We start from the raw sequence: 14612 nt of genomic DNA on the forward strand, positions 1-14612 counted from the left end.
GTGTATAAGAGACAGCGCTCGGCCTGCGAAGCGCAGTACCACTTCACGAAGGCCTTACTGACGGTGTAGGAGAAGCCTGAACGCATCTGCTCGGGTGCGTTGTTGCAATACGCCGTCATCGCGGCCACGAAGGCGTCGCCGTCGCTGTACGCCAGCGGGAACTTCGCTGTGGGGTATGCCTTGTCCGGCAGCAGTTGCGCGGCCATCGAGGCGACGTTGACGATCACCGCGCCCTCGGGCGCGACGTCGTAGAACACCTCGTTGACCACGACGGTGCCGAACGCGTTGATCCGCATGACGAATTCGGCGTCGCCCATGCTCGGGCTGACCCCCGCAGTGTGGATCACCGACGCCAGCGTCCCGAGACCGGCAGCGGTGTCGAACAGCCGGGTCACCGCACCACGGTCGGTGACATCGCAGTTGACGGCGGTCGCGGCGATGCCGAGCTGCTCAAGGGCGGCCTGCGCCGCGTCGAGCCGCTCGGGCCGGACATCGCACAGCACCAGGGTGTGGTCTCGGCCCAGGATCTTGGCCGTCGCCAGCCCCATACCGCCCGCGCCCCCGGTGATCACTGATACTGAAGCCATAACTGGACGGTAGACGGCTGCGCACCAGTGCCGGTCGACTGGGTGATGCGGAGAGTCGAAATGACCGATCTGTCAGGCAAAGTGGCGCTGGTGACCGGCGCGTCGTCGGGCCTGGGCGCGGCGACCGCGCAACTGTTCGCCCGGCGCGGTGCGACGGTGTTCGGGTTGGCGCGCGACGCCGAGCGACTGGCCACGGTGTTCGCCGACGTTCCCGGCGGGCAGTACGCCCCCACCGACATCAGCACCGCGACGGCGTGCGCGGCGGCGGTCGAGCAATGCGTCGCCCAGTTCGGCCGGCTCGATGTTCTGGTCAACGTCGCCGGCGCCCATCAGATGCGCCACACGCTGTCCGTCACCGACGACGAGTGGGCCCACGATCTGGCGGTCAACCTCAACGGGCCGTTCTTCCTGTGCCGCGCGGCGCTGCCGCACCTGCTGGAGACCGCCGGCAATATCGTCAACGTCGCCTCGATCGCCGGGGTGGAGGGGCAGGCGTACTCGGCGGGCTACTGCGCGGCCAAGCACGGACTCGTCGGGCTCACCCGGGCATTGGCCGTGGAGTTCACCGCGGAGAAGCTACGAGTCAACGCGGTGTGCCCCGGCGGCATGCTGACCCCGCAGGTGACCAATTTCCAGCTTCCCGAGGGCGCCGACGTCAACCTGATCATGCGGGTGGCCTCGCCGCGCGGGATGAGCGCCCCGGGCGACGTCGCGGAGGTGATCGCCTTTTTGGCCAGTGACGCCGCCGCAGCGGTGCACGGCGCGGTCTACCTGACCGACAACGGGAAAACAGCCGGTTAGCGCAGCGGCAATCCCGTCAGCGCCCGGGCGATGACCAGCCGCTGGATCTCACTGGTGCCCTCGAAGATGGTGAAGATCTTGGCATCGCGGTGCATGCGCTCGACCGGGTAGTCGCGGGTGTAGCCGTTGCCGCCGAGGATCTGGATCGCCTCGTCGGTGACGTAGACGGCCGTCTCGCTGGCGAACAACTTGGCCATCGAGCCCTCGGCGTTGTCGAAGGCTTTATTGTTGCGTCCCATCCAGCCCGCGCGCCACACCATGAGCCTGGCGGCGTCGATGCGGCTCTTCATGTCCGCCAACTTGAACGCCACCGCCTGGAACTCGCCGATCTTGCGACCGAACTGCTCACGCTGGCAGGCGTATTCGAGGGCGTACTCGTAGGCGGCGCGGGCCACGCCGACCGCCATCGCACCGACGGTCGGGCGGGTGCGCTCAAAGGTCTTCATCGCGGCCTGTCCTCCGGCAGAGGCGCCGGACTTGACCCGGGCAACCCGTTCCTCGAACTTCTCCCGGCCACCGAGGATCATCTCCTCGGGCAGTCGGACATTGTCCAGGACGATCTCGGCGGTGTGCGACGCCCGGATGCCGTGCTTCTTGAACTTCTGTCCCTGCGCCAGGCCCGGGGTGCCGGGCGGGATCACGAAGCTGGTCTGTCCGCGCGAGCCGAGTTCGGGATAGACCGAGGCGACGACGATGTGCACGTTGGCGATGCCGCCGTTGGTGGCCCAGGTCTTGGTGCCGTTGAGCACCCATTCGCGGGTGGCCTCATCGAAGCGGGCACGGGTGCGGATCGCACCGACGTCGGAACCGGCGTCGGGTTCCGAGGAGCAGAACGCCCCGAGCTTGGGTTCCTCGGCGGTGCCGAACATCTCGGGCAGCCACTGGCCCAGCTGTTCGGGAGTTCCGTTGCCCGCCAGGGCTGCGGCGGCAAGTCCGGTGCCCAGAATCGACAGCGCGATGCCGGCGTCACCCCAGAACAGTTCCTCGAACACCGTCAGCATGCCGATGCCGCTGGGTTCGGCGGCCTGGGTGGCGAACAGTTCCGGTGAGTACAGGCCGATCTTGGCGGCCTCCTGGATGATCGGCCACGGCGTCTCTTCCCGCTCGTCCCATTCGGCGGCGGCCGGCCGGACCACGTCAGCGGCGAACTGGTGCACCCAGTCGCGCACCTCGATCACGTCATCGCTGAGCTCTACCGAGAACGACATGGCTACTCCTGGATGGACTGGGCGGATGCCACCGGACACTGTCGGGCTCGATTGTGGCACCTCATCCTGGAAGCAGTTGCGCAGCGTCGGCCAGCCCGCGGAACAGTCAGGCCCAAATCGCTTGTGCCGCGAAATTGCCGACGTAATAGGCGCTCAGCCCGCCGGTCACGGTAAGCACCAGATTGGCCAGCGCATACAGCCGCGCACCGACGCCGGCCAACTGCAGCGTTTCGTAGGAGAGGGTCGAGTAGGTGGTCAAAGCACCGCACAGACCGGTGCCGATCAGCAGGTGCAGCCGTTGATCGGCCGCGCCGACGAGCACGCCCAACATAAGGCTGCCGAGCAGGTTCGCGGCCAGCGTGCCCCACGGGAAGGTGGAATCGTGGCGGGCTTGCACAAACCGGTCGGTCAGGTACCGCAGCGGCGCCCCCACGACGGCGCCGGCCATGACCAGCAACCAGGTCATTGGCCGGCGGGGGATCGCCCGACATGCCGAACGACCTCGACCTCGTCCAGCAGGATCAGTCCCTCGGTGACCAACTCGTCCAGCTCCGGCAGGAAAGCCCGGACCCGCTCGGGTGCGTCGACGATGATGACCGAGACCGGCAGGTCTTCTGACATCGACAACAGCCGGGTGGTGTGGATGGCCGAGGACGCGCCGTAGCCCTCGATGCCGCGAAACACCGTCGCGCCGGCCAGACCGGCACGCCGGGCCCGGTGCACGATCTCGCTGAACACCGGCTTGCGATGCCAGGTGTCGCTCTCTCCGAGGAATACCGTCAAACGCAGTGCGCGTCCGTTGAGTTCGCTCATGCTGTCCTCCTGGTGATCAGACGGCGGGTGAGGCTCGCGGCGGTCCAGGTCGCGATCAACACTGCCACCGGCGTGGTGAGCAGGTAGACCAGCGCCCGGGCGGGTTGCCCGTCGGCGATCAGGGTGTCGACGTCGCCGGCGAAGGTGGAGAACGTGGTGTAGCCACCCAGCACGCCGGTGCCCAACAGCGGACGCAGCAGGCGATGTCCGACCCACAGCTCGGTGATCGCCACCATCAGCACGCCCATCAGCGCACACCCGCTCACGTTGGTTGCCAGTGTGGCCCAAGGAAATCCACCGGCGGGGGTGGGCAGGGCCAGCGCGACGGCGTAACGCGCGCTGGCACCGATGGCGCCACCTACGGCGACCGCCGCGACTATGGGTGCCTGCTCATGCACCGGGGAGCTCCGCGATCAGTTCCGGTTACGCGGAACCGTCGGGTCCATGCGCGGCGGCCTCCCGGGTGATCTGCTCGAACTGCTGCGCCATGGCTTCGGCCAGCGCGGTAGCCGCCGACAGCGGCCGGACCATCACCACGAAGTCGTCGATCTTGCCGTCATCGTCGATGTGCAGGAAGTCGCAACCGGTGATCCTTTTGCCGTCCACCGACGCTTCGAAGATCAGCGCATGGTCGCGCCCCGACGGGTCAGCGATCTCGCGCACGTAGTGGAAGTCGGAGAAGACGCGCATCACCGCGCGCAGGATGGCCGCGGTGATCGGCTTGCCCGGGTAGGGCTTGAACGCCACCGGACTGGTGAACACGACATTGTCGGACAGCAGCGCCTCGATGGCCGCGGCATCACGGGCCTCGACGGCTTGCCGGAATGGGTGCATGCCACGCCTCCGCTGGTCAGTTGGTACGGCTGATTCTCACCGTAGCCCCACCGACGGTCGCCACCGGGGAGACCTCGGTGCCTGCGGGTCGCAGCACCTGCACGGTGGCCAGCGGGCCTGGCGCGGTCTCGGTGCCGAGCTGCGATGCTTCGCGCCGCCCGGCGCGCAGCACGTGCGGAGCCGCGGCGATCGCCAGGACGGCGGCGCCGGTGGCGCCCAGGGCCTGCGACCAGCCCAGCGGACCCACTGGGACACAACCCAGCAGCTGGCTGATGCCGGGCAGGCTGATCATCGCCGCAAACGCCGCGAAAGATCCGGCGGCGGTAAGCCATACCAACGGCGCGTGGGAGTCGACCAGGGTCTGGGCAAGCTCGGTGCTGACCAGGGTGATCAATGCGACGGTGGCGGCACGTTGCGCGCGGCCCGGTACCGGAAGAAGGCTCGCCATCCCCCACGCGGCGCTGGCCGCGGCCCCGGTGATCGCCCCGCGGACCGCAACGGCGCGCATCAGGCTGCGTTCGTCGATGCCTTGCACCACCCGATGCGAGGAGCCGGCTGGGGTGCTGACCGCGACCGCGGTGGCCGGCAGCGCGTCGGTCAGCATGTTCATCAGCAGCAGCTGGCGGTTGTTCAGCGGCGAGGTCCCCGACAGTGCGGTGCCGATGACACCGAAGATCACCTCGCCGACGTTGCCGCCGAGCAGGCCGGTCACCGCCAGCTGCACGCCGCGCCACAGTCGTTGACCCTCGTCGATGGCATCGGTGAGGGCGCCGATGCGCCCGTCGGTCAGCACGATGTCGGCGGTGAGGTGCGCCGAGTCGCTGCCGCGCGCGACGACACCGAGACCCACACTGGCGGCCCGGATCGCGGCCGCGTCGTTGGCGCCGTCGCCGACCATGGCGCAGACCCGTCCGCTGCGTTCGAGGGTCTGTACGACCTGCACCTTGTTCTCCGGGGACATCCGGGCGAAGATCACCCGCTCTCCGACGGCACGTTCCTGGTCCTTGCGCGACAGCGCGTTCCACTCCGCTCCGGTGATGACTTGCTCTGCGCTGACCGGCACTCCGAGTTCGGCGGCGATCGCGGTGGCGGTGACAGGGTGGTCACCGGTGATCAGCCGAATTCCGACGCCGCGGTCCGCCAGGTCGGCCAGTAGTTGTGGCGCTTCGGCTCGCGGGGTGTCGGAGATGCCGAGGAAGCCGGTGAGTGTCAGCCCGGACTGGCACAACGCGGCGAGGGCGTCCGGGTCGTCGGCGAGGGACTTCACCTGGGCGGCAGTGAGCCGGCGCTGCGCCACCGCGATCACCCGCAGCCCGCCGGCTGCCAGTTCGGCGACCGGCGCGTCGCTGTCGGGGCCAAGGTCGGTGCAGGCGGCCAGCACCACTTCCGGAGCCCCCTTGATCATCAGCTGCGTGCCCAACACCGACGCCGAGAACGCCCGGCCGGAGCGGAACGGCAGGTGGGCGTCCGTCGTGGTCCACAGCGCGGCCCCGCCATCGGATATTGCAGCGGCCGCCTCGGTGACGGCCTGGTCGGTGGCATGCGCGTGCGGGTCACCCTCGGGTGCCGGCGCAGCGTTGGCCGCGCACCGCAGCACGTCGTCGTGCGCGTGACCGGCGACCGGGTAGACCCGGGTGACCCGCAGCCGGTTCTCACTGAGCGTTCCAGTCTTGTCGAAGCACACCACCTCGACCCGGCCCAGGGCCTCCACCGAGCGGGGAATGCGCACCAGCGCACCGGAATCGGTCAGGCGTTGGGCCGAGGCATGTTGGGCCAGCGTCGCCATCAGCGGCATGCCCTCGGGGACCGCCGCCACAGCGACCGCGATCGCGTTGCCCAGGGCCAGGCGCAGCCCACCGCCGCGCAGCATCCCCAGCAGGCCGACCATCAGCCCGCCGCCGGCGCTGGCCGGGAACGCACGACTCATCAACTGACTGAGTTGATGCTGCAGGCCGACTACCGGCAGATCCCCGGCGGCCAGCTCGGCGGCACGACGGGCCTGGGTGTCGGCGCCGACCGCGGTCACCACGGCCCGTGCGGTGCCGGCGACGACTGTCGTGCCGGCGTAAAGCATGCAGCGCCGTTCGGCCAGTTCGGCACCGGGTGTAGCCGCGGTCTGCTTGTCCACCGACAGTGATTCGCCGGTGAGCGAGGATTCGTCGACCTCGAGGTCGGTGGCCTCGATCAGCCGCGCGTCAGCGGGCACGACCTCGTTGCTGCGGATCTCGATCACGGCGCCGGGGATCAGGCGGTCCGCGACGATCTCGGCGTAGCGGCCGGTGCCCGGCTCGACGGTGCGGGCCGGCGGGGTCTGTTGGGCCAGCAGCCGGTTCAGCCGGTTCTCGGCCTGCAGTTGCTGGGCGGCCGCGAGCATGCAGTTGCCGATCAGCACCGTGCTGACCATCAACGCATCTACCGGCGAGCCCAGCATTGCGGTGGCCACCGAGCTGAGTGCCAGCACCGGCATCAGCGGATCCGACAGTTCGGCGCGCACCGCCTTGATGAACTGCCAGGCCATGTGCGGCGGCGCCGCGTCGAGTTCGGCGGCGGCGCAGGCGACGTCGGGAACCGGCAGGATCGCGCGGACCTCATCGAGCGACATCGCATGCCACTCGTAGGCCGGTGCGGGCCGCGGCGCCGGCGTCCGCGCCACCTGGCGAGCCAGCAGGTATCCCGAGAGCAATCCGGAGGCCGCCCCGGCGGTGACCGGCCCCGGGCCTCCTCTTCCCCGGCCCGCCCGCACCCCCGGAACCATCAGCAGCGCACCGATCGTCGATGCGCCGGTGGACAGCGAGATGCCGCGCTGCGCGGCGGCGCGCGCCGCCGGTATCGCGTGCAGCACCCGCCAGGCGCCGGCCAGGTCGGCCAGCAGCAGATCCGCTTCCCACGGCGGTGCCGTCTCCGTGTCGTCGGGCAGGATCCCCAGGCCCACGTCGGCGCAGGCGAGTGCCTGCGCGCCGGTGGACGTCAGCACCGCGACGGTGCGGCCGTCTCGCTGACGTGCCGCCAGTGCGGTGGCCAGCGCCTCGTCGAGTTGAGCGTCGTCGGCGGCGATATCGACCGGTGCCAGTTCGTCGAAGGCGGGACGCAGTTCCCCCAGGGCCTCGACGTCGAGGGTGACCAGTTCCGCGCCGGACGCCCGCGCCTCGGCCAACAGCGCCGAGGCCAGCGGGTGCCGCGCGTTGGCGGAGCAGAGCAATCGCGGATCGATGAGAACGGCGTCGACGCGATCGAGGCGGCGCACGCCCTCCGGGCGCAACGGCAGCGCCGCGTGCTGCTCGACCAACGACCGGCTCAGGGTGGCCGCGAACGATTCCGTGGTGGTGCGCATGGCTTTCGGGCCGGAGACCACGGCTGCGGTGGCGGCTGTGGTGACGTTGCGGGTGAGCACTGCCACCAGGCCGGCACCGAACAACTGGACGTAGCCGGCCCGCCGGCCGTGCCGGTCGACCGCCCCCTCCGGTAGGGGCACCGGCCGCGACGGGACGTGGACCTGCGCCTGGTCGGCGTGCCGGGCCAGGTGCGGCTCGTGGCGGATCCAGGCCTGCGCCGCGGCCTGAGATTCGGCGGCCTTGACACCCTGCAACGCCAAGTCCACTGCCAGCGTGGCCGGCGACAGGGTGACGATCCGCGCTCCGGTGGAGATCAGCGACAGCACCGTGTCAGCCGGGCCCCGGCCGATTCGGTCGGCGAGCTGCTGGCGCAGCCACGGCTGGTAGTTCGCCAGCGCCGCGACGGCGTCGACGGTGATCGGTGCCTGCGGCAACCGCAGCGCACGCCCAGCGACCGCGATGGCCAGTCCGGCGGCATTCACGCCGACCATCACGCCCCGGGCCATCAGCAACAACCCGTCGCCGGGCAGGACGGTAGCCGGTGCGGCACCGCTCGGAGCTGTTGCGCCTTGAGACCGTCGGTAGCCGCGTTCGACCTCAGAGATCAGGCGGCACAGGTCATTGAATGAAACCTGCTCGCCCTCTGCTGCAAGTTCCACCACGACCCGAGACAACGGGCGGTTCAGCCGCGCCGACACCACACCGGGTTCGGCGACAAGCGTGTCGAGCACCCGCTGCCCGAGTTCGGGGGATTCGCTCAAGCCACGGACCTCGATCCAGGCGCGGTTCTCCCCGCGCCAGCACCTGCGGGTCAGGGTCGCCCGGGTGGATTCGCCGGACAGCATCCGACTGGCTTCCCGAACTGGCAGCGCGGCGACCTGCAGCCCGGCCGTGGTGATGGCCCCAACCGCCTCGGTGGTGGCCGATGCGCTGCGGGCCGCCGCGCCGACGACGGCCGACGCCGCACGGATTCCCAGGGCGGCCGGGCGCAGCAGTGATGTCGGAATCAATTCGGCAGCAACCAATCCTGTGATCTGACGGCGAATCTGGGTGACACCCGCCGGGCGGCAAATGTGCCGCGTGAACTGCCCAATTCTGGCGACACTTTGGCGATTGCGCAACTATAGGAATGTGTCGTTCGGCGAATCCCGCCATGGGAGTTGGGACAAAATGAATGCCGCCATGGCTAAAGATGAAGAACGGCTGCCCGAAGAAATCAGTTCACCCAGCCGGCCCGACGAACCGACCACACCCCAACTCGCGTCCGCCGCGAGCACGTTCGCGCTACTCAGCAGCCCGGCACGCCTACATGTGATGTGGCTGGCCGCCCAGGACGCCTACGATGTGACAACCCTGGCGCGGCGAGCCGGCGTCAATGTCGCCACCATGAGCCAGCACCTGACCAAGCTGCGACTGGCCGGGCTGATCAACGCACGGCGTGACGGGCGCCACCACATCTACACCGTGGACGACCCGCACATCGTGACCCTGCTGCAGCAGATCTTCGCCCACATCGCCCCGGACGGCAGCCTGGCCCCCGACCCGCCGAAAGGGTCGTGAAACTCTCCGGAAGGTCAGCCCCGCAGGGACTTTGGTCCGTGATGGCCATCACGGACCAAAGTCCCGAGATCGAGTGATCGGCACCACTTTGCGATTTTTTCCAACCAACAACTGGATAACGTCTCGACCCATGAAAGACCCAGTGCTTATCCTTCCGGTGCTCGCCGGAATCCTCGGGCTGCTCGTCTTCGGGTTCTTGGCCCTGGAGGTCGTGTTCCACATCGGCTGATCAGCGGCACCGTCAATCGATCACTCGGCGGTGACACCCGGATACGGCAGCAACGCCATTTCCCGGGCGTTCTTGATGGCGCAGGCGACCTGGCGTTGTTGACCAACGGTGAGTCCGGTGACGCTACGTGAACGGATCTTGCCGCGCGGGGAGATGAAGATGCGCAGCGTGGCGGTGTCTTTGTAGTCGACCGCCGTCACGCCCAGCTTGGCCAGCAGGTTCGGCTTGGCGGACCTGGCCGTGCTCCGCGGAACACGCCGCGACCCTTTGGGTTTGATCGCCATCTACCAGCTCGCCTTCCGGACGCCGGGCAGCTGGCCCTCATGCGCAAGCTGGCGCACCCGCACCCGAGACAGCCCGAACTTGCGCAGGTAGCCGCGGGGACGCCCGTCGGCACTGTCGCGGTTGCGCAGCCGCACCGGGCTGGCATCGCGCGGTTGGCGAGCCAGTGCGCGCTGGGCGGCCAATCGCTGCTGCGGGCTGCTCGACGTCGAACGAATGACTTCCTTGAGCTCGGTGCGCCGCTCGGCGTAGCGGGCCACCAGCGCTCGGCGCTGCTCGTTCTTCACGATCTTGGATTTCTTGGCCATGACTCAGCGCTCCTCCCGGAAGTCGACATGGCGACGGACGACGGGGTCGTACTTGCGCAACACCAGGCGGTCGGGGTCGTTGCGCCGGTTCTTGCGGGTGACGTAGGTGTAGCCGGTGCCCGCGGTGGAGCTCAGCTTGACGATGGGACGAATGTCGGTGCGCGCCATCAGATCCGCTGCCCCGCGCTTCGCAGCCGGGCCACCACGGCCTCGATGCCGTCCCGGTCGATGACCTTGATGCCCTTCGCGCTGACCCGCAGCGTGATCCGGCGGTCCTGCGACGGCAGATAGTAAGTCCTGACCTGGATATTCGGCGACCAGCGGCGCCGGGTGCGGCGATGCGAGTGCGACACCGCATTCCCGAATCCGGGCACCCGGCCAGTGACTTGGCAGCGTGCAGACAACGGAACCCTCCTTCGACCCTTATTGAAAATCATTGTCGACAAGCGACGCGCTGGAGGCTACCGTGGGAACGGCTTTAATGACAATGATTTTCAATAGGAGGGTGATGCGGACTCCGGTGATCCTGGTGGCCGGGCAGTACGGCACCGACGCAGCGACCAACGCCTTGCAGGTCAAGGCGGGCACGGTGACCGTGGCCTACAGCCTGGATGGTCACGTGGTGGTTCGGGAAACCACCAGTACGACAGCCGATGCCACGACGCTAGCCCTGGAGTTGGCGCACGGCTGCGTGTCCTGCACGCTGCGCAACGACCTGCTGGTCCTGTTGCGCCGACTGCACCGCCGGGCCGGCGTTGAGCGCATCGTCGTCCAGTTGCCCGACTGGTTGGAGCCGCAGCCCATCTGCTGGGCGATCCGCAACGTGCGGGTCCGCGTCGGACCGGGATACATCGACGGCCCGGCCGGCCGCGATGTGACGATCGCCGCGGTCGTCACCTGTCTCGATGCCACGGCGTGGCTGTCGCAAGCACTCGGCGACGACGAACTCGACGACGGGCGCACCATCGCCCAAGTGGTGGTCGGCCAGGCCGAATCCGCCGACGCTCTGGTGGTTTACGCCCCGGACCCGACTGCGTTGGCCGTGCTGCGCCGGTTGGCTCCGCTGGCGCGCATCACGGCCGGCACCGATCGCCTTGAACAGGCACTGACCCACCTCGACGACGGCGCTCGCCGCGGTCGCGGCGATGATCCGCACGCCCCGCTGCTGGCCGGTCAACCGCCACTACGGGCCGAGGGCTCGGTTGAGCTGATCGAATTCCACGCCCGCCGACCGTTTCACCCGCAGCGCCCGCACGCGGCCCTCGATGCCCTGCTCGACGGCGTGATCCGGGCGCGTGGGCGGCTGTGGTTGGCCAACCGGGGGCAGCGGGCGATCTGGCTGGAGTCGGCGGGCGGCGGATTACACACCTCGGCGGTGGGCAAGTGGCTGGCCGCGATGACGGCCGAGGAGGCCGCCCGAGTGTCCGCCGAACGCCATGCGTTCGCCGATCTGATCTGGGACCACCGCTACGGCGATCGGCACACCTCGCTGGTGATCCTGGTCTGCGGCGCCCGCCCCGAGCAGATCCGCGAGGCCCTGTCAGGCGCACTGCTCACCGACGACGAGTTACGCCGCCCGAACCAGTGGGCCGGCTACCCCGACCCGTTCGGCGATCACCACCAGGAACCGTGCGACGAAACCCCAACGGCCACCGCAGACATTTCCCTGTACCGCACCCGAGACGGAGATCAGCGATGAAACCCGGCATCCACCCCGACTACCACCCCGTCGTCTTCCAGGACGCCACCACCGGGGAGACGATCCTGACCCGCTCCACCGTGACCAGCGACCGCACCATCGAGTGGCCCACCCCGACGGGCACTCGCAGCTACCCGCTGGTGATCGTGGAGATCAGCGCGGCGTCGCACCCGTTTTGGACCGGCAACAGCCGGATCGTCGACACCGCGGGACAGGTCGAGAAGTTCCGCCGTCGCTACGGCCAGCGCCAGAACTGATCTGGCAGAGCGTCACTGGAAGACCGACAGCGCCTCGATCACCTCACGCGCCACCCGGGTGCCCGATTCGATGGCGCCCTCGAGGTAGCCCGCGTGGTCGCGCGCCGTCTCGGTACCCGCCCAATGAATATCGTCGGTCGGGGTGCAGTCGATCGGCGGGATTCCGGCACTGTTCCCGGGCAGCGGCAGCGCGAGGTAACCGCCACCGACGTATTCATCCAGATGCCAGGCCTTTTCGTGCCAGCTAGCCGGTTCGAGAACGTCGGGACCGAGGTAGCGGGCCAGCGCACCGAGCACCGCGTTGCGCCGCTCGACAGCATCAAGCCGATCGAGCGCGCGCGCCTCGGGTCCCCCCACGAGCACGCACAGGTGGCCTGGACCGCCCGGTGCGCCGGTGTCGAACACCGCCCGGCCGGGTTTGTCCAGAAACAGGAACTCGCCGCCGGCTCGCTCTCTCCAGAACGGGCGCGGATAGACTGCCACGCCCTTGTACACCGAGCCCATATAGGTATCGGACGCCAGCGCGGTACGGGTGGTCGGGAGCGGCGGGTCGTAGGTGATACGTCCGGTAAGCGGCAGCGGAACCGTGACAATGACTTTCGCGGCACGGATTTCTCTTGCGGTGGTGTGGATGGTGACGCCACCGCCACTGCGGGCGATGGACGTGACTCGATGCCCCGGACGCACTCGCGGACCGAGTTCGGCGGCAAGGCCATCGATCAGCGAGCCGATCCCTTCGGCGACCAAGGACTCCTGAGCTCCCCCGGCCGTCGCCAGCATGGTTCGTAGCCCGCCCTGCTGACGGATGGCCTGCACCATCGCGTGAACGGAGAAACGATCCAGGTCGGCGGTCCACGAGATGTAGGCCAGCACTTCGAGCAGCCGGCGAGCGCGCCCCGGCACTCGGCGCAGCCAGGCCTCGACCGTCGTGGCATTCCACCGTTGCGTCTTGGCGATACGGGACCAGGCCTCGACGCCGACCAGAACGAGAAGGGCCGTCAGGATCGACGGCCCCGCGACGCGGAGCCGGCGCGATCCGTCGACCACGATGGGCAACGGCACGGTGTGCATCGCAAACTCCGTGGCGCCCAATTCGGAAGCCAGCGCCTTGATTCGGTGGTGATCATGGCCGATCCACTGACCGCCGAGGTCCACTCGCGACCCCAAGGCGCTCGTCTCGGTCATGGCCCGTCCGCCGAGTCGGCCTGCGGCCTCGAGAACGAGGACATCAATTCCGGCCCGGTGCAGATCGCGGGCGGCCGTCAAGCCGGACATCCCCGCACCCACTACGGCCACCGTGGTGGCCACCGCCGCGTCGTCTGACTTCACGCCCCACAATCTAAGTCGGTCAACCGACCGAGTCACGGAAACACATAGTGCAACGTGCCCAGCGGAATCCCGGCTTCAGCGGCAACCCCGCGCAACGTCGTACCCGCAACGCCGACGTCACTGAGGACCCGCATCGCGGCCGCAACGATCTGCCCCTCGCGCTCGGTCGCCTTGATGTAGGCCACCCATGCCTCCTGAATCCACCGGCGCAGGTCGGACTAACCGGCGCGCCACACCCGCAACGCCGCGACGATCATCGGAATCTGCAACGGCAGGCGCGCGATCGTCCCCGCCCTCATCCAGGGTTTGGCCCAGAACAACCGGACCGAGTAAATATTCGCCGGGAACACCGCAACGAACAGGGCGGCCGCGGCCAGCCCGGCCCTGCGACGGGTGCGCGGGAACAACAGCAGGGCACCGATGACCAGCTCGGCGACCCCCGACACATACGTGTACATGCGGGCGCTGCCCGGCAACTCCGGCGGAACGATCGTGTCGAAAGGCTGCGGGAAGACGAAATGTCCTGCCCCTGCGCCCAACAGCAGCCCGGCCAGCCCTCGCGCAGCCGTGACGGCACTTCGCTGTCCTGACGCTGCGGCGCTCATCGGTCGATCGTAGCCAGCGAGGCGGCCCGCAGTCACCGGCCGCCGGTGCCGAAAAGTACGGCCGCCATCAGGGCATGGATCCGGGAGCGCTGTTCGTCTCGATCGTCAAAGTTAACCAGGCGTCCTATATCGACGACGAGAGCAAGGGCCGCGTGGACCCGGAACACCGCTTCGGTGTCGCCTGCGCCGACCTGACTCACCAGGTGGGCCCATTCGTCGACGTTCTGCCGCTGCAGACCGCGCAGTTCAACCCGGTCGGGTTCGGGCAGGTTGGCGAACTCGGCGAAATAGATATTGATCAGCTCGGGCGCGGCGAACGCCAGCGCGGTATAACGCTCGGCGATGCGCAGGGCCGCCTGCCGCGGGCTGGTCGATTCGGCGAGGGAATCGGTGATGGCCATCAGCACCCGGGCGCTGGCCCGATGAAAGGCGACGGCCAGCAGGGCCGCCTTGCTCGGGTAGTAGCGATAGGCGCTGGAGCCGTTGAGTCCGGCGGCGGTAGCGATCTCCTCGATGCTGACTTCGTAGAAGCCCCGCTGGCCGAACATGCGGATGGCCTCGGCGAGCAGCCGTTCACGTTTGGACGTGCTGGGCAGACCCCGCTCCGGGCGTGGCGGCGGCGGACCCGAAGGCGCGGGCGGCAGCTCGACGGTGAGCACCGACCAGCACAGCTCTGCGAGCAGGTCCGCAAGTGCGGCGGCCGGCAGCCGCGTTCGGTGCGCGGAGATGCTGCCGATGACGCTCAGGGCCGCAGCGGCCAGGATCGCG

At 68.8% G+C, this 14612-nt stretch carries 18 protein-coding genes and 1 pseudogene; 4 read left to right on the forward strand and 15 right to left on the reverse strand.

Annotated elements, in window-relative coordinates:
* A partial coding sequence (locus LI94_RS16410) for an SDR family NAD(P)-dependent oxidoreductase (RefSeq protein WP_046301855.1) occupies window positions 1-587 on the reverse strand: 587 nt, incomplete at its 3' end.
* Between the two features lie 60 nt (window positions 588-647).
* Here LI94_RS16410 and LI94_RS16415 point away from each other — a divergent pair.
* Window positions 648-1388, forward strand: coding sequence for an SDR family oxidoreductase (locus LI94_RS16415; RefSeq protein WP_046301843.1), 741 nt, complete (start codon window positions 648-650; stop codon window positions 1386-1388).
* Here LI94_RS16415 and LI94_RS16420 read toward each other — a convergent pair.
* The 6 genes from LI94_RS16420 to LI94_RS16445 all read right to left on the reverse strand — a co-directional run bounded on the left by LI94_RS16420 (window position 1385) and on the right by LI94_RS16445 (window position 8600).
* Window positions 1385-2596 carry an acyl-CoA dehydrogenase family protein gene (locus tag LI94_RS16420; protein WP_046301844.1) on the reverse strand — a complete coding sequence of 404 codons (1212 nt, stop codon included), beginning with the start codon at window positions 2594-2596 and terminating at the stop codon, window positions 1385-1387. The two genes, LI94_RS16415 and LI94_RS16420, sit on opposite strands and share 4 nt — an antisense overlap.
* Window positions 2597-2702: 106 nt before the next feature.
* Window positions 2703-3062 (reverse strand): CrcB family protein, encoded by a 360-nt coding sequence (locus LI94_RS16425; RefSeq protein WP_046301845.1) that lies wholly within the window; start codon window positions 3060-3062, stop codon window positions 2703-2705.
* On the reverse strand, window positions 3059-3409 hold the full coding sequence (locus tag LI94_RS16430) for a DUF190 domain-containing protein (RefSeq protein WP_046301846.1): 351 nt from the start codon (window positions 3407-3409) through the stop codon (window positions 3059-3061). Before LI94_RS16430 ends, LI94_RS16425 begins: the two co-directional genes overlap by 4 nt.
* Window positions 3406-3807 (reverse strand): fluoride efflux transporter CrcB, encoded by a 402-nt coding sequence (crcB, locus tag LI94_RS16435; protein ID WP_046301847.1) that lies wholly within the window; start codon window positions 3805-3807, stop codon window positions 3406-3408. Before crcB ends, LI94_RS16430 begins: the two co-directional genes overlap by 4 nt.
* 25 nt (window positions 3808-3832) lie before the next feature.
* Window positions 3833-4243, reverse strand: coding sequence for a nuclear transport factor 2 family protein (locus LI94_RS16440; RefSeq protein ID WP_046301848.1), 411 nt, complete (start codon window positions 4241-4243; stop codon window positions 3833-3835).
* Window positions 4244-4259: 16 nt separating this feature from the next.
* A complete protein-coding gene (locus tag LI94_RS16445) occupies window positions 4260-8600 on the reverse strand; it encodes an HAD-IC family P-type ATPase (RefSeq protein ID WP_239651253.1) in 4341 nt (1446 codons plus the stop codon).
* Between the two features lie 157 nt (window positions 8601-8757).
* Here LI94_RS16445 and LI94_RS16450 point away from each other — a divergent pair, with 157 nt between their 5' ends.
* A complete protein-coding gene (locus tag LI94_RS16450) occupies window positions 8758-9135 on the forward strand; it encodes a metalloregulator ArsR/SmtB family transcription factor (RefSeq protein ID WP_036457595.1) in 378 nt (125 codons plus the stop codon).
* Between the two features lie 249 nt (window positions 9136-9384).
* On the opposite strand, the gene rpsR is transcribed toward LI94_RS16450, so the two are convergent.
* From rpsR to rpmB, 4 genes are read right to left on the reverse strand one after another with little or no spacing between them, the layout of a single operon-like run.
* Complete coding sequence (gene rpsR, locus LI94_RS16455; RefSeq protein ID WP_046301849.1) at window positions 9385-9648, reverse strand: 30S ribosomal protein S18; 264 nt, start codon at window positions 9646-9648, stop codon at window positions 9385-9387.
* On the reverse strand, window positions 9649-9954 hold the full coding sequence (rpsN, locus tag LI94_RS16460; RefSeq protein WP_046301850.1) for a 30S ribosomal protein S14: 306 nt from the start codon (window positions 9952-9954) through the stop codon (window positions 9649-9651).
* 3 nt (window positions 9955-9957) lie between these two features.
* On the reverse strand, window positions 9958-10122 hold the full coding sequence (rpmG, locus tag LI94_RS16465; RefSeq protein ID WP_046301851.1) for a 50S ribosomal protein L33: 165 nt from the start codon (window positions 10120-10122) through the stop codon (window positions 9958-9960).
* Window positions 10122-10358 (reverse strand): 50S ribosomal protein L28, encoded by a 237-nt coding sequence (rpmB, locus tag LI94_RS16470; protein WP_024441798.1) that lies wholly within the window; start codon window positions 10356-10358, stop codon window positions 10122-10124. Before rpmB ends, rpmG begins: the two co-directional genes overlap by 1 nt.
* Window positions 10359-10462: 104 nt before the next feature.
* Here rpmB and LI94_RS16475 point away from each other — a divergent pair, with 104 nt between their 5' ends.
* Window positions 10463-11653, forward strand: coding sequence for a GTP-binding protein (locus LI94_RS16475; protein WP_046301852.1), 1191 nt, complete (start codon window positions 10463-10465; stop codon window positions 11651-11653).
* Entirely contained in the window at window positions 11650-11910 is a 261-nt protein-coding gene (locus LI94_RS16480) for a type B 50S ribosomal protein L31 (protein ID WP_024441800.1), read from the forward strand. Before LI94_RS16475 ends, LI94_RS16480 begins: the two co-directional genes overlap by 4 nt.
* 12 nt (window positions 11911-11922) lie before the next feature.
* Here LI94_RS16480 and LI94_RS16485 read toward each other — a convergent pair whose 3' ends face one another.
* From LI94_RS16485 to LI94_RS16495, 4 genes and pseudogenes are all read right to left on the reverse strand, one after another.
* Window positions 11923-13239, reverse strand: a complete 1317-nt coding sequence (locus LI94_RS16485; RefSeq protein ID WP_255351897.1) for an NAD(P)/FAD-dependent oxidoreductase — start codon at window positions 13237-13239, stop codon at window positions 11923-11925.
* Between the two features lie 35 nt (window positions 13240-13274).
* A pseudogene (locus LI94_RS22460) lies at window positions 13275-13424 on the reverse strand (TetR family transcriptional regulator); the annotation flags it as partial.
* 33 nt (window positions 13425-13457) lie between these two features.
* Window positions 13458-13844, reverse strand: coding sequence for a MauE/DoxX family redox-associated membrane protein (locus LI94_RS16490; protein WP_046301853.1), 387 nt, complete (start codon window positions 13842-13844; stop codon window positions 13458-13460).
* 32 nt (window positions 13845-13876) lie between these two features.
* Window positions 13877-14612, reverse strand: a 736-nt coding sequence (locus tag LI94_RS16495; protein WP_046301854.1) for a TetR/AcrR family transcriptional regulator, incomplete at its 5' end; no start/stop codon positions are given.

It is taken from the genome of Mycobacterium sp. UM_Kg27, from assembly GCF_000972905.1.
Taxonomy (GTDB): Bacteria; Actinomycetota; Actinomycetes; order Mycobacteriales; family Mycobacteriaceae; genus Mycobacterium.